Source organism: Arthrobacter sp. MYb213 (assembly GCF_002979915.1).
Taxonomy (GTDB): domain Bacteria; phylum Actinomycetota; class Actinomycetes; order Actinomycetales; family Micrococcaceae; genus Glutamicibacter.
Map to the genome: position 1 here is coordinate 289,276 of NZ_PCQA01000002.1, position 19,127 is coordinate 308,402.

The following is a 19,127-nucleotide window of genomic DNA, read 5'->3' on the forward strand; positions in this document are numbered from 1 at the left end:
CGGGTTGCAATCAAGCAACTTATCTAGTCTGACAGGTCGACCGCCCTCGCGCAAATCTTTTGTACTGATTTAGCGCCGTGATCTTGACCTCACGAGTTCAAATTGTCCTGATCTGGCCGTGAATTTTCATCCTGACCGAACTCAGCGTGACTTTGGGCCGGCTGCTCCTCGCTCCGGGGTTTGCGCTCCACCCGGACCAGCTTTAATACCGCGGCCACAATCAAGCCAACCCCGGCAAGCACCAGCCAGAGGAAGGCTAGGTAACGCAAGAACCATAGTACGGCCACAGTAATGGCAATGGCACCCCACCAGATGTAGCGTTTCTGTCCTAATTTCAGTCCCAGGACAATCAACGCGGCAAAGAAGAACAGGCTAAAGACCTGCGCAAATCCATTACCGTCTATCAGGGTACTGATCTGCGTGAGCGAGGCTAGGACCGCACCGACAATCACATACTTGTGGGCTGCGCGCCCTCGTTTGCCCACAAAGTGCCGCGCAGCCAAAATAATCGCAAGCACCGCGAAGTAAAGGAAGAAGATACTAAGAACAGGCATCTGGCGAATCTGGACATAACTGCTAAAGGCCAACAGCGCAGCCAGCGCTATGAGCGCGTCGCTCCCCCACAGCCCGAAGCGCGCAGGCAATTCGAAGAACCTGATCACGGCGCCGGCGACAAAGATTAGTAGCGCCCCGGCGATAATCCATGCGGTGCGCAGATCGTTGAAGTGCATCAGCGAGCCTGCGACTGCCGTGCTGAGAATCATTGCCGCGAAATAAACCCGGGCGGCTTGTCCCGCAGCATCCTTGGAAAAGCGAACATCGCGTGGGTAGTGAGGCACCTGCTCCGCGAACCTGCCATGCAGTAACGAAATTACCAGCAACAAGATCGCGGTGAGCAGTAACTGCCAGGTCGGGTCCATCCACGGTTGCAGGCTAAAGCTTGATCCTTCACGCCAGTAGCCAATGCCTTGGCCAATGGCGCCTAGCAGCGCCACACTGGATCCGGCCGCCAACCACGCGATCTTTCGGGTATGTACCAAAAGTCCGAGTTGTACCGCGCTCACTAGAAGCACCAACGCGATCCAGCCGGCACCGTCAGCGACCAGAGCGATGGTCAACAAGGCAAAGAGTGTACCAAAGACCGGGGCGAAGCGCAGCGTGGATGAATTCCGCAATGGCCATTGCGCGCCAAGTGCCAGCAATGCCACGGCGAGCAACAAGATTTGTGCCACCTGCACAGACCACCACGGCCCGTGAATCCACCCGGTTACTTCGAAGCTTTGAACACCTTGGAGATAGATGAGCCCGCACAGCCCAATCACCGTAGCGAATAAGAGGAACTCTGCATGCTGCGTTTGTTTTCTCAGTGCGTAGAAGCCCTTCACCGAGTGAATAATCCACAGACTGATCCCGAGCAGCATAGTGCCACGGTCATACAGTCCGAAGCCTAAGTCGCCCACGAGCAAGACCAAGGGCAGCAGGCAGACTAGGCCTACGGTAATCCAACGCATTTCCAGGCTCAGCGGACGTTTGGCGCGCATCACCAGGAACAAGCGGACCAGTTGCGGAAGCATCACTGAAACTATCATCAGCGCAAAGCGTCCGGAATAGTCCAACAATAGGTAGTTCGCGAACCACCAGATACACACGCTGAAGGTCAGTTGTGCGGCGGATGCATAGACCGTCTTCCAATGTGGCGCGTGGACCTTGCGGGCATTGAGTAGATAGAAGCCTAGATTTGTCAGTCCAACAATCACCACGATGAGCAATGATCCTTGGAAACTGAGCATCAGCAGCGCGGCACTGGCCACCAACACCATAATGCGCAGTAGTTGCGCATCTCGCTGTTGGCCGCGACTATCCAGGCGCCAGCCGGCCAGGATCACATTGACTAGCGCGAGGATGATCCCCAACCCAAGCCAGGTCCCTGCGCTCAGCGTCAGGAAGCTCGTTTCCTCCCGCCCGGCCACCTGATTCTGTAGTGACACGACGTAGCTGAGCGTTATCACCGCAAGCAATACCGAGGCACCAAAATGAATGAGGTGTTCGCGTGTAGGCAGAACCTGGCGTTTGCTTCGAAGGGTCGAGAGCAGCCACAGCGCAAAGAGCGGCAGCCATAAACCCACCACCCAGGCTAAGTTCAAAGATTCGAACACCGTTGCGGCGCGGCCATAGCCTTGTGCTACGCCCGTTGGTTCTCCAAACCCAGTGAGCAGTTCTTGCAGTGCCCGGCCCACAAAACCGCCGAAGACCAATACGCCAAGCCAGCGGGTGAGGTCCAGAACGAGGTGCCAGCGACGCTGTGTTTCGTTGCGGAAGGCAAGAGTCAGGCCAATAATTGCTACCGCCAAGGCCGGCAGTACACGCCAGGCGAATAGGCCGCTGGCCGTCATGGCTAGTATCGCCAGCAGCACAATGGCGACGGCTTCAATCTTTCCTCGCTGGCGTAGTGCATTCAGCGTGAATATCTGCAGGACTGGAATCAATAACACCGCATACCACCAAGGCACCTGCGGTCCGGCAAGATGCGTCACGGCTACGAGCGCTGAGCCAACGACCAACGCCCACAATGCAATGCGTTCGGAACGCCACCAGCTGGCAGGAACCACAAAGAGCTGGCGGTAGCCGTGGGCGAAGTGTGTGACGGCTAAGGCCTGCCCGGCCCACAGCACTGCGCTAATTGCCCAAATAAATTCTGGTTCCATGCCTAGGTAATTACCGGTAGCAAAGATCAGCAGCATGAAGGTCACCCGGGCAGCGTAGAGCCGGTACAAACGGAACCGCTCGATGAGCACAATCGTCAGTAGCAGGTGCGCGGTGACCAAGAAGAAGACCCAGAGAAGATCGCGCGGGTTCAACGAGCTATACATCACCAAAGCCAGGCCGAGCACTAACAATGGCAGAAGTTGCCCGGTGGCGAAGACCGCCGAATAGAACAAAGAAGAGCGAACCTTTTCGCTGCGCACGGCCAGCACGAGCAAGAGCACCGAGAGGAGCAGCAAGAAAAGTAGGTAGAACAAGATGCCGCGTTGCACCGTAGCCGCGCAGGCCATGGTGGTGGAGACCAAGACGAACACTGCAATCCATGCGAGCACTCGTGAACGTAGGCGGATCGTGGCAAAACCGACGGCGAGCGTACCAATGACTGAGAAGATCAGCCACACCACCGGGGCGGAAAGCGACAGCGTCTGATAGGTGGCGATTCCCGCGAGTGGAAGTAAGGCTAGTCCGGTTCCGGCGAATGCACTCGCAGCAGGTTTAAGGTTTTCCTTGGCCGCATGTACGTAGAGGCCTACGCCGTAAAAGGCTGCGGCGAGCACAAACAGGGAGATAAGTTTTGGAAGCGGTGGCAACGCGAAGCTGAGGAAGAGTGCTGCGGCGGCCACGATGAGCAGGGCCGCTACGTACAGCGTGACGTTGATATTGCGTAGTTCTCGTTCGCGTGCGGTGAGGACCTTGACCGGACGCGCTGGCGCTTGCGGAGCGGCAGGCTTGAGCGTTGGCTGCGCATAAACTCCGGCGGGTGAACTTTGCGCCGAAACATTTGCTGTCCACTCGGTTTGTGGTTGAACTGTTGGCGGTGCGTTGCTGGGTGGCTGTGGCAGCTGGACGGCTACCGGGGCTGCTTGTTTGGCCTCGCGCGCGGCGTAGTTGGTGGCGGCGTTGTAGCCTTCCTGCCAGGCCTGCTGTTTTGCTTGGGCATCGCCGGACTGCTTCTTTTGACCGACTCGATATCCAATGAAAAAGCTTAACGCCAAGAGCAAGATCACTACGATGAACCAGAACATACTTCGCCCTTAACTAGATGAGCCCGTAACGGGATATCAACTCATCCAATTAGACCACTGTCTAGATATACTTGCGAGGTAAGACTCGTTATTAAGCAAAAAGATCTCCACTACTTCCGAAGAAGTAGTGGAGATCTTTTATGTCAGACCAGTCGGTCTAGATCATTAGTAGCGAACTACTTGGTGATCTTGGTGACCTTGCCCGAACCAACGGTGCGGCCGCCTTCGCGGATAGCGAAGCCGAGGCCATCTTCCATGGCGATTGGCTGAATCAGCTCAACCGACATTTCGGTGTTGTCGCCAGGCATAACCATCTCGGTGCCTTCTGGCAACGTGATGACGCCGGTGACGTCGGTGGTGCGGAAGTAGAACTGCGGACGGTAGTTCGAGTAGAACGGGTTGTGACGTCCGCCTTCGTCCTTCGACAGGATGTAGACGTTGGCATCGAAGCCGGTGTGTGGGGTGATCGAGCCTGGGGCTACGATTACCTGTCCACGCTCGACATCGTCGCGCTTCAGACCGCGAAGCAGCAGGCCACAGTTCTCGCCGGCCCATGCTTCGTCAAGCTGCTTGTGGAACATCTCGATACCGGTAACGGTGGTCTTCTGGATCGGACGGATGCCGACAACTTCGACCTCCGAGTTGATCTTCAGGGTGCCACGCTCGGCGCGACCGGTTACAACGGTACCGCGACCGGTGATGGTGAAGACGTCTTCAATTGGCATCAGGAATGGCTTGTCGCGATCACGAACTGGGTTCGGGATGTAGGTATCGACAGCATCCATCAGTTCCTCGATGGACTTGGTCCATACTGGATCGCCTTCCAGAGCCTTCAGGCCCGAAACGCGTACCACTGGAGCGTCATCGCCATCGAAGCCCTGCGAGGAAAGAAGTTCACGAACTTCCATCTCGACGAGCTCTAGGAGCTCCTCGTCCTCAACCATGTCCGACTTGTTCAGTGCGACCATCAAGGTTGGAACACCAACCTGGCGGGCCAGCAGAACGTGCTCGCGGGTCTGAGCCATTGGGCCGTCAGTAGCGGCAACCACGAGGATTGCGCCGTCCATCTGAGCAGCACCGGTGATCATGTTCTTGACATAGTCAGCGTGACCTGGAGCGTCTACGTGTGCGTAGTGACGGCTCGGGGTCTGGTACTCAACGTGCGAGATATTGATAGTAATACCGCGCTGGCGCTCTTCTGGAGCCGAGTCAACCGACGCGAAGTCGCGCTGCTCGTTGACATCTGGGTACTTGTCAGCAAGTACCTTGGAGATGGCAGCGGTCAACGTGGTCTTACCGTGGTCAACGTGACCAATGGTGCCGATGTTGACGTGCGGCTTGGTCCGCTCGAACTTTGCCTTTGCCACAGGTTCCTCCTAGAAACGTTTACAGAAGACTTACTTTCGTTTGCGCGGTTCGCAAACGAACTGAAATTAGTCTACTGGGGGCTTGGATAAATATAAAAATTTCGGTCCTGCGCGGGCCCTGCATGTGATGCAAATCCCTCGTTGGCCGTTTGCGAGGCCGGCTTCATTGGCAATAAAGCCGGCTTCGCGATCGGCCACTCCCCCACACGGGCGGGGTCACGGCCAAGTTTGGTTCCTAGACGATTACTCGCCGCGGGCCTTCTGGATGATCTCTTCGGCAACTGCCTTCGGGACCTCAGAGTAGCTGTTGAAGGTCATCGAGTAAACTGCGCGACCCTGGGTCTTCGAACGCAGGTCACCAATGTAACCGAACATCTCCGACAGTGGCACGGAGGCATTGATAACCTTCACGCCAGCTGCGTCAGACATTTCCTGGATCGAGCCACGGCGGGAGTTTAGGTCGCCGATAACGTCGCCCATGTACTCTTCCGGGGTACGAACTTCGACGCTCATCAGTGGTTCAAGCAGGATTGGGTGAGCGCGACGTGCGCCTTCCTTGAATACCTGTGAGCCAGCGATCTTGAACGCCATTTCCGAGGAGTCAACATCGTGGTAAGCACCGTCAAGGACGGTAGCCTTCACGCCAACCATTGGGTAACCGGCGAGGATACCGTACTGCATGGCGTCCTGGATACCGGCATCGATGGATGGAATGTATTCACGAGGAATACGACCACCGGTGACAGCGTTCTTGAACTCGTAGTTCACGCCGTCGACAACCTCTAGAGGTTCGAATGCAACCTGGACCTTTGCGAACTGGCCCGAACCACCGGTCTGCTTCTTGTGGGTAAAGTCAACCTTATCCACAGCAGTCTTGATGGTTTCGCGGTATGCAACCTGTGGCTTACCAACGTTGGCTTCCACGCGGAATTCGCGCTTCATGCGGTCCACCAGGATATCCAGGTGAAGCTCGCCCATGCCGCCGATTTCGGTCTGGCCGGTGTCATCGTTCAACGAAACGGTGAAGGTTGGATCTTCTGCAGACAGCTTCTGGATAGCGGTCGACAGCTTCTCCTGGTCACCCTTGGTCTTAGGCTCGATGGCCACGAAGATCACTGGTGCTGGGAACGACATCGACTCAAGCACAATCGGGTTCGCTGGATCGCAAAGGGTATCACCGGTGGTGGTATCCTTCAGGCCGATCACGGCGTAGATGTGACCTGCGTGGATCTCGTCTACCGGCTGTTCCTTGTTGGCGTGCATCTGGAAGAGCTTGCCAACGCGTTCCTTCTTCTGCTTCGTCGAGTTGAGCAACTGAGTTCCTGAAGTTGCCTTACCCGAGTAAACGCGGATGAAGTTCAGCTGACCGAAGAATGGGTGAGCGGCAATCTTGAAAGCCAGTGCCGAGAACGGTGCGTCCTCGGTAGGCTCGCGAGTGAGCTCAACTTCTTCGTTCTTTGGATCGTGACCGATGGTCACGCCGACGTCCATTGGGTTTGGCAGGAAGTCAATCACGGCGTCGAGCATAGGCTGCACGCCGCGGTTCTTGAAGGCCGAACCACAGTAAACTGGGTAGATCTCCGAGTTGATGACCATCTTGCGAATGCCGGCCTTGAGCTCGTCATTGCTGATCTCTTCGCCTTCGAGGAACTTCTCCATGAGCTCGTCAGAGCCCTCAGCGACATCCTCAACCAGCTTGGCGCGGTATTCCTCGGCCTTTTCCAGCAAGTCTGCAGGAATTTCGCGAGTCTCGTAAGCGGCACCCATGGTGACGTCACCCTTGGAGTCGCCTTCCCAGATGAATGCCTTCATGGTCATCAGGTCAACGACACCGACGAATTCATGCTCGGAGCCGATAGGCAGCTGCATGACCAATGGCTTAGCACCTAGGCGCTTGACGATGGTATCGATGGTGAAGTAGAAGTCTGCACCCATCTTGTCCATCTTGTTGACGAAGCAGATGCGTGGAACGTTGTACTTGTCAGCCTGACGCCATACGGTCTCAGACTGAGGCTCAACGCCTTCCTTGCCATCAAATACTGCAACGGCGCCATCGAGCACGCGAAGCGAGCGCTCCACCTCAACGGTGAAGTCAACGTGGCCAGGGGTGTCAATGATGTTGATCTGGTTGTTGTTCCAGAAGCAAGTCACGGCGGCAGACGTGATAGTAATGCCGCGTTCCTTTTCCTGTTCCATCCAGTCAGTAGTCGAGGCACCATCGTGTGTCTCGCCGAGCTTGTGATTTACACCCGTGTAGAAAAGGATGCGCTCAGTAGTAGTGGTTTTACCAGCATCGATGTGGGCCATGATGCCGATATTTCGGACCTTATTCAGGTCAGTAAGCACGTCCTGTGCCACGTTGTCTCCCTTAAAGGTGAGGCAAGGAATGCTGGATGCCTGTTGACACCCAGCACTTCCAAGCGTTTCTTACCAGCGGTAGTGAGCGAAGGCCTTGTTGGACTCAGCCATCTTGTGAGTGTCTTCGCGACGCTTCACAGCGGCACCAAGACCGTTCGAGGCGTCCAAGATCTCGTTCATCAAACGTTCGATCATGGTCTTCTCGCGACGAGCCTTCGAGTATCCAACCAACCAGCGAAGAGCTAGTGCGGTTGCACGGCCTGGCTTGACCTCAACAGGAACCTGGTAGGTCGCGCCACCAACGCGGCGTGAGCGAACCTCAAGTGCCGGGCGGATGTTATCCATGGCCTTCTTGAGAGTCGAAACAGCGTCGGCGCCGGACTTTGCAGCGGCACCTTCGAGTGCGCCGTAAACAATGCGCTCTGCAGTGGACTTCTTGCCGTCTACGAGAACCTTGTTGATCAGCTGAGTGACCAATGGGGATTCGAAGACTGGATCAGAAACTAGTGGGCGCTTTGGCGCCGGACCCTTACGAGGCATTACTTACCATCCTTCTTTGCACCGTAGCGGGAACGAGCCTGCTTGCGGTCCTTAACACCCTGAGTATCCAGAGCACCACGTACAATCTTGTAACGAACACCTGGAAGGTCCTTTACACGACCACCGCGAACGAGCACGATGGAGTGTTCCTGCAGGTTGTGTCCGACACCTGGAATGTAAGCGGTAACTTCGATGCCACCGGCAAGGCGCACACGTGCGACCTTACGCAGAGCCGAGTTAGGCTTCTTCGGGGTGGTGGTGTACACACGAGTGCACACGCCACGGCGCATTGGGTTGCCCTTGAGGGCAGGAGCCTTGGTCTTGACGACCTTAGGCGAGCGGCCCTTACGGACCAGCTGCTGAATAGTAGGCACTTTCGTGTCCTTCCATTGTCTAAGTTTGTCGGCACCATAACCGGACAGGAATCTGCCAAATCATGGAGCTAGCTGCTTGCTTTACAGCCACGGGGAAAATACCCCTAGGCGTGCGAAAGTGTGGCATTTGTTGCGCAACCTGCCCGCAACCCGGACTGAGTCCATTTTGCCACACCTAAAACAATTGCTTTCAGTCTAGCATTAATCCGCCGAGCCACCTGTTCCAGTAACCGAGATCACTGCGATGACCTGTCAAATATCGGGCTACATGTTCATTGGTTTCTTTGGTTTGGATTGCGGAACATCCGTTCCGTTGTGTTTATAGACGGCGTTAGCCGTTCGACATTGAATGTGATCTGAGTAAAGATGCGAGTTATCGATTGTTGTTGTGTCCACACGCGCACCTTTTACATTCTGCCGTCAGACTTTGAGCGAGCGCACAACCCAATGCACACCATTCTCCGAAGTCGTGAATTGGTCCCGAGATATCCGTTTCTCACGAACAACTCAGCAAAGCATGCTGCGCATATTCGCCACAGTTCGCGGACGTCGCGAACGTCATCAAATAATTCCTTGGCTATCACAATGCTAAGGAAAATTCGAAGTGCCAGAACTCACTCGGCATGGTGTTCGAGTGTTTCGAGTACAAAACGTAAGGAAAGGGTATATATGGGGAATGCTAAGACTGCGGTGAAACCCTTTACGGATAGCATTCGCCCACCAGAGCTCCAGTTTCCCCATAGTCACGGCTCCACGGACCTCGCGTCGTTGCCCCCCCCCTAGACCAGCCGTGCTATCCGGCTACCTCATGAGTCAAAAATAGTGAACTGCCGGAGTAGCGCCCTGACATCGGGCTCGGCGCGTTCGGGCTTGTTAGTCCGATCTCCGTCTCTCCCCTCACAGGTGCCGACGAACCCGCAGATGGAATTTTTTCGGGAGGCACTCACAATAGCTGTACTCTTTTCGTTTCATGAGACGCGAGAACGAAGCGGGGTATTTGGCTTACCCTACTATGGCTTCATCTGGAACCCAGGTGTGGCGTTTGATGCCTTGGTCCGCTTCGTGCGCACGCTCACCAAGCTCGATGGTAATCAATTCGTCACCTGCATATGCCGGACTGAGCTCTAAGGCAAGATAATCAAACAGTTCTCGCTCATGAACAGCGATAATGATTTGCCTGCCATTCTGCTTGGATAGTAGACGGATGAGTCCAGCGAACTGCGCAACGTGCACTTCGTCCATTGCCTGAACTGGGTCATCAAAGACCAAGCAAGGTACGACTGGTTGCACGGCAAGGTGGAGAGCGAGAAACAACGATAGTGCAGCCGTGTTCAAATTCCCAGCGGAGAGCATCATCTGGGGTGGACCACCTGGCTCACCACTTCGGTGAGTCGTCTCCAGCTTGATGTCAAAAGTCTTCTTCGTCGCGCTGGGCATGCCGAAACTAGGTATAAATCCTTCGTTTGGGGCAAGTCTTGTGAAGACTGTCTTCCAAACCTCATTGAGAGATTCAGTGAAGACTCGGTGGACGATGTCCGTCCGGGTTTGCGTTGCCGCCTCACGAACTTCTCTTGCGATACCCTGGCGTCGCTTCGCCTCGGCGATTCTGTCATCCCAAATCTTCTTATGTTCGGCCATTTCAGAAACACTCCTAAGGACGGCCCGTTCGTGTCCCAGAACCGCTGCCAATCCCTTCGCCTCGTCTTTTACGTTCTCGTAGCGGTTGACCTTATCCGTCAGGCCAGCGACCTTTACTTTGGCCGCTTGAAGAAGTTCGGCGCATACTGACTGAAGCGAATCGAAGGTTGATTCTGCTGTGAAGTTGAGGAGGGTCGCGTATCTGTCGACCTCATTACTTACGTGAGTGTCTTCAGAAGTCACGGCCTCAAGATCAAGCAGGGCCGACTGAAGATCACGAACACGCTCAGTGAGCGCTTCGCGATTGGACTTCGCTATTCCAATGCCTGCGGCTTCAGAGGCCAGCTGTAATACTGTCGAGTGGCGCTGCTGAAGCAGCTGTCGTTGTTCGGAGGAGAGGGTCTGCCTGATCAACCGACTGTATTCGACTTCCAGACGAGAAACCTGTGCCGCAAGTGCGTCACGCTCGGCGCGCAATTTCACGAGAAGCCGTCCATGACTTGTTAGTTCGTCTAGCTTCGCATCCGCATGCGCGCGAAGACTGTGCCTATGAACCTCTGAAAAATCTCGATCACAGACCGGGCATATGTTGCTTGCGACGACTACGTTTCGAAGTGCTGTCAACCCCTCAACGAGCGCACTTGAATTCTCGTGTGCAGCGGCGAGCCGTATCTGAAGCTCGTCTAACCTGGCCCGATTGGCAGCCAATTCGCTGCGAACAGTTGTAGCCTTCGCCTCAACCTCGTCTCCAGCATCTAGTTCTTTCACTATTAGGTGTGCGGCGTGCATGACAGCAGTGCTTGGAACGGAGCGAAGATCAACCCCGACCGCTTGGGCTTTCTCATCCCAGGCGTCGATCTTCGCCTTGTAAGAACGCACCCAATCTTCCGCAGCCGCATTCGCAGAGGCATAGGCCGTGCGCGCATCTTCGATCCGTTGAGATGAAGGACGTTCGGCCAATCCCATGATGCGACCGCTCAACTCTATTAGCTCCCGATAGAGCTGTTCTGCGTCTGCAAGTTCGACGGAGGTCGTGTCATCTTTGAGGGTACGCTGTACACGTTGTAGAAGATCCATATCGGTGTCGACCGGCTCATTATCGAGATCTCTGAGCGCGCTTTGCATGGCTTGCCGGGCACTGGCGACCTTCGCGCGGACGTTGCTTAGCGAATCGGTCTCCTTCTTCAGATTTGCGGTTGCCGCTCTCGCTTCACGATCAGCCTCGTCAACGCCAGCTGCAAGTTTCTTGAGTAATCTGAAGTCGTTCGCATCGCTGAGCCCGGTAAGGATTGCGTCTAGCTTCTCTAGTCCGAGAAGTTCATTCACGAACTTCTCGAGTGCGGTCTGCTCGTTGCCTTCCCTGGCTTGATATAGATCCAGAAGACGACCAAGCGAAGATTGATCCAAATAGCACCGTTCGGTGTAGAACTTCGCAGCTTCGTCGCTCAGGGCCGGAGTTCCTTCTATCCGAGACCCGCTCACCGTTATTGTGTCCTCTGGCATGCCTCTTTGCATCTCCGGCGAAACCTCGGCCCGCGCCTTCGCATACGGCTGTCCGAGAAACGGGAGATGCGCGCGGTAATTATCCGAATGACGTTCCATACTCCGGATTTCTCCAGTTAGTGCAATCTCCAACGCAGATAGAACGCTAGTTTTCCCCGTTCCATTCGGTCCGTGAATGAGAACTACTGGCGCATCGAGAGGGAACTCGCGTTTTCCCTCGATACGTCGGAAGTCAGAAACTATAAGTCGACGAATCGGAACATCACGCATTGTCGGTCTCCAAATCATCGTGCCACTCAACTCCGGCGTTCACGTAGAGTCGCAGTTTTTCACGTACCGCAGCTGCACCATCGGCAGCAGCCTTAATGAACATGATGTGATCTGAGCTGTTTTTCGAAATGCCGAGGGTATTCATTACTTCATTCACCGGATCGCTACCATGAACAAGATCAGCGTTCGGCAATTTCAACGGGAGCAGAACCGCCATCGCCGCGTGGATTTCCGAGACACTGGGTGATTGGGATTCAACTGAGAGAACACGGGCGTAATGTTCAAGCGCGACCCTCTCGTGTGCATCGACAGCCCCCAATAGAACGAGACTGATGGGTCGGCGCGATGCGACGCGGTCAAGAGACCGTGCCAAACCAGCCACAAGACGCTGCAGTCGTCTTATAGGGACTTGATCCGTCGCGATTAGCACAAGGTCGTGCGACGTACCAGTCCCGCGAGCTGCCGCTTCGAAGTCGAACTCCGTACCAACGACCGTTAGTGGCTTTGGAAGTTTCTCGAAACCAGCATTTTCCAAGATGTTGAGGGCATCCGAAATATTTGCCATCAGAATCCTCCTGCAAGTTTGAACGCTTCATAAAGATCATCGGCCGACTTCGTCTCAGCTACACCGGATGCAACGCTGAAACGGCTTGGCCCAGGTTTGCTGCCCCGTCCAAAGCGTCCCCTCGGCGACCGAGTTTGAGAGGGCGGCTCCTCGTCCGCCATGATAATCAGCATTTCAGAGTCGTCTACATCAAACGAGCCATTCATCTCAAGCTGTGTCAATGCGCCGCTGTCCTTTACGAAGAACACCCGGGTGTCTCTATCTGACGTTACCAAACGCATGACTCCGTTCTGCGGTAGGCGACTGCCTCCTGGAGAAACTGACCATAATCCCGAAACCAGGCCTCTACCTATCAACGACAACGCAACGCCGAGTCTGCCAAACTGCTGTGCCGGAAAATCTGGCTCCAAGAGTGCTTGAGCAGCTGGGCGAACAGACAAAGGCTCATAGCGCCCATTTTCCGGAGCTGGAATCCGTCCCGTCCGAAACACTGTTAGCGCGAAGTTGACAACATCAACGATCCGAGCGGCAAAAAGACGTTGGTGCGCCAGACGCTCCACATACTCAGCGGCCTCAGGAAGAGCAGGATCCGCGAGTGTAGCTATAAAGTCCCTGAGATTACGGAGGTCATCTTGCAATTGGCGAACTGCCGTCGAATTCCATGGGTTTTGAACATCAAACTGGATCCAGACGCAGAGCTTCTCCGTCAGCGAGGCGAGCACTAAGGCGAGTAAGGTGGGCTTACTATAAGCTCCTAGAAGGGCAGACTCAGCGATCGCACTGGCGTTGCCTGGGTGGTTGGATCCATAAGTGATTTTGAGCAGACTACGATGGTATGCCTCTAGTCGTTCCTCACTGAGAACGACAGGAGGTGGGGACACAGGCCATGGTCGTTCTAGATCCTGAATAGCGCTGGCAAACACGGTGTGGAGATTCGCGTCTTGTGCCGACAGCCCAAGCATCAACGTCAATCGATCTGAATAGAGCACTTCAAGGTGCTTACGCATCGATCGATTTTCGGGCTGCTCCGTCCAACGCGAAATCTGCGACTCGCGCGCGACTAGGAGTCGCCGGTACTCGTTCTGACTATCTCGGGCGCGAACGGCGCAGCCATGGAATTTAATGACCTCGATCAATGGTCCCGTGTTACGGAAGTCCTCAGGCGTCACAGCCACACGAACTCGAGATTCAAAAGCCGGTGTCAGTTCAGCCAATGCTTTCTCAAGAAGCCCATCCCAGTTCGCTGTAACTGCTGATGAGACCACGCCTTCCAACATTAGAATCGCGATACAATAGTGTTCGACGTCCGGGACAAGGTTGGGTGCCCCGTAAGTGTTGGGAACATCGAGCGCAGTCCACACGAGGTAGTCGTCAGGCTTCAAGTCGCCCACCGGCACATCGAGAACTTTCGCGTAGTTCGTTATCAGTGACGCGACAATTCGATCGTGCAAGGGCCAAATCTTGAATTCCGTTGTAAAGTCGAGGCTGTCCTTCTCCTCACCACCCAACGACGCGATGTTCAGCACCTCAATGAGCGCCGTTCGGTACTCACAGTCGTTGTTGCTGGGTTCGATGTTTGCTCTAAGGTGCTCGACTACGCTACTGAGCAATTCAGCGACGTTCTTCACTCTATCGCGCGAGATGCCTGAACCCAGCCAAAGGACGTACTGTCCCTCGCTAAATGCGGTACTGAAGGCTGAGAATGTGGATGTGAACTTCTCAAGAACAGCCGCTACTGTGCGCGCCGGACTTCCCGTCATTCGTCCCCCTCACTCGTAGATACTCCGCTCTGTACGGACAACGAAGAATGCCCAATTGCCTCAAGGCTATATTGCCATGCTCTGCCACAAGTTGTAGGTGCGGGGAAGCCTGGCGTGTCTCATTACCTTTGTCGCTCAATCTGTCGTTTTCTGGATCAGAAAGGTGTCGTTTGAAATCCAGCGTTTTTGATAACGCGCCATTTGCTAAGAATTTCCATGATTCGCATGAAGCTCCGACCCAAATTTCTATCGGCCATCGTCTTGGAGTTATCGCGCGATACATAAAGCAGATACCCGGATGTTGAAGTCCGCTACGAGGAAGATGCCAACCGCAGTTCGCAGTGCCCCTGGTAACGTGATGGTGTTGCTAGGGCATGTCCGCCAGATGGTCTAGATTCACGGTTGAGTCCCGGGCACTACCGATCCAGTCGGACTTATACTTCCAGCAGTCTCCACCCAGCAGGCGCTCTGGATTCAAGCAGATTGATACAACGCAATCATGCATTCCTTACTCCGCGAATTCATTCATTTCTCAGTCCTAAGAGATTGCAAATGAACAGCCGTGCTGGCCCACCTTTGATCTTGAGCCCAGCCATTGCTGAACTTATGATGCTACGTCTCTATCTAAGCGATCAGGCCACCCTTGCCCCCCCAGCCTCATCGAACGGTTTGGGTAGTGATCACGCTACCGCGCTTAGTTGAGCGCCGCATTCCTGGCAGATGGAAAAGTACCTGAATCTCGCGGCATAGTGCGCCTCTGCCGGCTATAGGCCCTGGCCATTTTGGCTTGAGAATAGCTAGATGAACTCTCTCCCAGATGATTCATCTACTGTTTTTTTGCGTCCAGCACTGCACTTGTCCCCCGGTTCCAGATCACAAGAACTATGCGTGTTAAATGCCCAATGCCTGCCCGCACAATGTGCGGGCAGGCATTGGGTCAACTACCTTGCGGTGTCAGCGCTTCCGTGTTTAGCGGAAGTCTGAACCGTGGTCGTAGTCATCCATCGAGATGGCCTGGAATTCTGGCGAAAGATTGCCTTCCAGAGCATCGTCGTACAGACCCGAGGAGAATGCCGAGGAACCGGTGAACAAAGTTGCCTTTGCTTCGTCGGTTGGCTCAACGTTGATCTGGGTGTAGCGATCCAGGCCGGTACCGGCTGGGATCAACTTACCGATGATCACGTTCTCCTTCAGACCCAACAGTGGATCTTCCTTACCTTCCATCGCAGCCTGAGTCAGCACGCGGGTGGTTTCCTGGAAGGAAGCAGCCGAGAGCCATGAATCGGTGGCAAGCGATGCCTTGGTAATACCCATCATTTCGTCACGACCGGCAGCTGGACGCTTACCTTCGGTGACGGCTTTCTTGTTCGCAGCAGTGAAGCGCGAACGGTCAGCCAACTCGCCTGGCAGCAATTCAGTTTCGCCGGACTCAATGACGGTGACGCGACGTAGCATCTGACGGACGATAACTTCCACGTGCTTATCGTGGATGCCTACACCCTGTGACTGGTACACGTCCTGGACCTCGCGGACCAGGAACTTCTGTGCTTCACGTGGGCCCAAGACTCGAAGAACCTGCTTCGGATCCAAGGTACCGCTGGTCAGCTGTGTACCGGCAACGATGTTTTCGCCCTCTTCAACCAACAGGCGTGAACGACGCAGAACCGGGTAGGCCTGCTTCTCGTCGCCGTTGTCTGGAGTGACTACAACACGTAGCTGCTTCTCGTCGTCCTCGATCGACACGCGACCGGTGACCTCGGACATCGGAGCCACACCCTTAGGGGTACGGGCTTCGAAGAGCTCCTGGATACGAGGCAGACCCTGGGTAATATCGTCAGCCGATGCAACACCACCGGTGTGGAAGGTACGCATGGTCAACTGGGTACCAGGCTCACCGATGGACTGTGCGGCGATAATGCCCACGGCCTCACCGATGTCAACGGTCTTACCGCTGGCCAGCGAGCGACCGTAGCACAGTGCACAGGTACCAACGGCAGAATCACAGGTCAGCACGGAGCGAACGCGGATCTCATCAACACCGGCTGCGTACAGCTGATCGATGAGCACGTCGCCCACGTCGGAACCGGCTTCAGCCAGAACCTTGCCGTCTGCATCCTTGGCGTCGGTAGCCAGCGTACGGGTGTACGCCGAGTTCTCGACGGTTTCGTGCATCATGCGCACACCAACGGAGTTGTTGGCGATCGGCACGGTCAAACCGCGGCGAGTGCCACAGTCTTCTTCGCGCACGATGACATCCTGCGAAACGTCCACCAGACGACGGGTCAAGTAACCGGAGTTAGCGGTCTTCAACGCGGTATCGGCCAGACCCTTACGGGCACCGTGAGTAGCAATGAAGTACTCCAAAACCGACAGGCCTTCGCGGTACGAAGACTTAATCGGGCGAGGAATAATTTCACCCTTAGGGTTGGACACCAGGCCACGGATACCGGCAATCTGACGCAATTGCAGGTAGTTACCACGAGCCTTGGAGGTCACCATACGGTTAATGGTGTTCAGCTCTTCCATACCGTTCTTCATCGCCTCGGCAACCTCATCGGTAGCCTTGGTCCAGATGTCGATCAGGTCCTGACGACGCTCGGTATCGGCGATCAAGCCCTTATCGAACGAAGCCTGAACCTTCGCGGCACGAACCTCGTAAGGAGCCAAGATGGCTGCCTTGTCCATATTCGAGGTAATGTCCGAGATGGCCACGGTGACGCCCGAGCGGGTTGCCCAGTAGAAACCGGAATCCTTTAGGTTATCCAAGGTTTCTGCCACGGCGATCTTCGGGTAGCGCTCTGCAAGATCGTTAACGATCTCCGAGAGTGCATCCTTGCCGGCAACCTGTGCCACCCATGGGTAATCCGCTGGCAGGGTGTCGTTGAACAACACCTGACCCAGCGAGGTCTCCAGAAGTGCTTCGGTACCTGGCTCCCAACCTTCTGGAGCAGGCTGCTCGTCAGAAGGAACGAAGTTCGGAACACGAATCTTGATCGGTGCGTTCAGGTGCAGTTCACGTAGGTCCATTGCCATGATGGCTTCGGCAACCGAGGTGAAGGTGCGTCCTGCGCCAGCTTCGTTGGCACGCTTGGTGGTCAAGTGGTGCAGACCGATGATCATATCCTGTGAAGGAAGAGCAACCGGGCGACCATCCGAAGGCTTCAAAATGTTGTGCGAGGACAACATCAAGATGCGAGCTTCGGCCTGTGCTTCTGGGCTCAGCGGCAGGTGAACTGCCATCTGGTCACCGTCGAAGTCGGCGTTGAAGGCAGCACAAACCAGTGGGTGCAGCTGCAAAGCCTTACCTTCAACCAGCTGTGGTTCGAACGCCTGGATGCCCAAACGGTGCAGGGTAGGTGCACGGTTAAGCAGTACCGGGTGCTCGGTGATGATCTCTTCGAGAACATCCCAAACCTGTGGACGGTAACGCTCGACCATACGCTTAGCGCTCTTGATGTTCTGTGCGTGGTTGAGGTCAACCAGGCGCTTCATCACGAACGGCTTGAAGAGCTCCAGAGCCATCTGCTTAGGCAGACCACACTGGTGCAGCTTCAGCTGCGGACCAACAACGATGACCGAACGGCCCGAGTAGTCAACACGCTTACCCAACAGGTTCTGACGGAAACGACCCTGCTTGCCCTTGAGCATATCGCTCAAAGACTTCAGTGGGCGGTTACCCGGTCCGGTGACCGGACGGCCACGACGACCGTTGTCGAACAGGGAGTCAACAGCTTCCTGGAGCATACGCTTTTCGTTGTTCACGATGATCTCGGGAGCACCAAGATCAAGCAGACGCTTCAGTCGGTTGTTACGGTTGATCACGCGACGGTACAGGTCGTTCAGGTCCGAGGTAGCGAAACGGCCACCGTCGAGCTGAACCATTGGACGAAGCTCTGGTGGGATCACCGGAACTGCATCCAGAACCATGCCCTCAGGCGAGTTCTCGTTGACCAAGAAGGCGTTAACAACCTTCAGGCGCTTCAGTGCACGAGCCTTCTTCTGGCCCTTGCCTTCGTCGATGATCTTCTTGAGCAGTTCAGCTTCGGCCGCAAGGTCGAAGTTCTGCAGGCGCTTCTGGATTGCCTCGGCACCCATGGAGCCTTCAAAGAACAGTCCGTACTTTTCACGCATGGTGCGGTACAGGCCTTCGTCGCCTTCGAGGTCGGCGACCTTCAGGCCCTTGAAGCGTTCCCAGACGGCACGCAGACGTTCGGCTTCAGCCTTTGAACGCTTGTCGATCTGGAGCACGGTCTTCTCTGCCAGGGTGCGAGCCTTGTTCAGCTCGGCGCCCTTAGCACCGTCGGCTTCCATGCGCTCAAGCTCGGTTTCGAGCTCAGCGGCAATAGCCTTCTTGTCTGCTTCAGCGTTATTAGCCAGGTTGCGCAGTTCCAGATCATGCTGGGCCTGCAGGTTAGGCAATTCGGCGTGGCGACGGTCCTCGTTTACCGAGGTGATCATGTATGCAGCGAAGTATATGACCTTTTCAAGGTCCTTCGGAGCAAGATCCAACAGGTAACCCAAGCGCGATGGAACGCCCTTGAAGTACCAGATGTGGGTCACTGGAGCTGCAAGCTCGATGTGTCCCATGCGCTCACGACGAACGTTAGCGCGGGTCACCTCGACGCCACAACGCTCACAGATGATGCCCTTGAAGCGCACGCGCTTGTACTTACCGCAGTAGCATTCCCAGTCGCGGGAAGGACCGAAGATCTTTTCGCAGAAAAGACCGTCCTTCTCCGGCTTTAGGGTGCGGTAGTTAATGGTTTCCGGCTTCTTGACCTCGCCGTAGCTCCAACCGCGAATTTCTTCTGCGGATGCAAGGCCAATGCGCATGAGGCCGAATGAGGAATCGTTGGACATAGGGTCCTTTTCTCTCTTCTTTGGTGTCTGAAGTCGATACGAATAAGTAAGTCTTGGTTTCTCGCTACGCTCGCTGGGCCAGCTGGCCTCCTGAGGCAGCGATC

Annotated in this window: 9 protein-coding genes; all 9 read right to left on the reverse strand. The window is 55.4% G+C overall.

From position 1 onward, the window contains the following. Window positions 1-89 precede the first annotated feature (89 nt). Complete coding sequence (locus CQ011_RS05745) at window positions 90-3,788, reverse strand: hypothetical protein (protein ID WP_105675520.1); 3,699 nt, start codon at window positions 3,786-3,788, stop codon at window positions 90-92. A gap of 176 nt (window positions 3,789-3,964) precedes the next feature. Next, window positions 3,965-5,155, reverse strand: a complete 1,191-nt coding sequence (gene tuf / locus CQ011_RS05750; RefSeq protein ID WP_105675522.1) for an elongation factor Tu — start codon at window positions 5,153-5,155, stop codon at window positions 3,965-3,967. 243 nt (window positions 5,156-5,398) lie between these two features. Continuing rightward, entirely contained in the window at window positions 5,399-7,513 is a 2,115-nt protein-coding gene (gene fusA, locus CQ011_RS05755) for an elongation factor G (RefSeq protein WP_105675524.1), read from the reverse strand. A gap of 69 nt (window positions 7,514-7,582) precedes the next feature. Then, window positions 7,583-8,053, reverse strand: a complete 471-nt coding sequence (gene rpsG, locus CQ011_RS05760; protein WP_096256908.1) for a 30S ribosomal protein S7 — start codon at window positions 8,051-8,053, stop codon at window positions 7,583-7,585. Next, on the reverse strand, window positions 8,053-8,427 hold the full coding sequence (gene rpsL / locus CQ011_RS05765; protein WP_047119685.1) for a 30S ribosomal protein S12: 375 nt from the start codon (window positions 8,425-8,427) through the stop codon (window positions 8,053-8,055). The genes rpsG and rpsL overlap by 1 nt, the downstream gene beginning before the upstream one ends. A gap of 1,002 nt (window positions 8,428-9,429) precedes the next feature. Next, window positions 9,430-11,856: an AAA family ATPase gene (locus CQ011_RS05770; RefSeq protein ID WP_105675526.1), complete on the reverse strand. Its 2,427-nt coding sequence runs from the start codon at window positions 11,854-11,856 to the stop codon at window positions 9,430-9,432. Beyond that, window positions 11,831-12,403, reverse strand: coding sequence for a hypothetical protein (locus CQ011_RS05775; RefSeq protein ID WP_105675528.1), 573 nt, complete (start codon window positions 12,401-12,403; stop codon window positions 11,831-11,833). Before CQ011_RS05775 ends, CQ011_RS05770 begins: the two co-directional genes overlap by 26 nt. Beyond that, window positions 12,403-14,163: an SIR2 family protein gene (locus tag CQ011_RS05780; protein WP_105675530.1), complete on the reverse strand. Its 1,761-nt coding sequence runs from the start codon at window positions 14,161-14,163 to the stop codon at window positions 12,403-12,405. The genes CQ011_RS05775 and CQ011_RS05780 overlap by 1 nt, the downstream gene beginning before the upstream one ends. 969 nt (window positions 14,164-15,132) lie before the next feature. Continuing rightward, window positions 15,133-19,023: a DNA-directed RNA polymerase subunit beta' gene (locus CQ011_RS05785; protein WP_105675532.1), complete on the reverse strand. Its 3,891-nt coding sequence runs from the start codon at window positions 19,021-19,023 to the stop codon at window positions 15,133-15,135. Window positions 19,024-19,127: the final 104 nt, after the last annotated feature.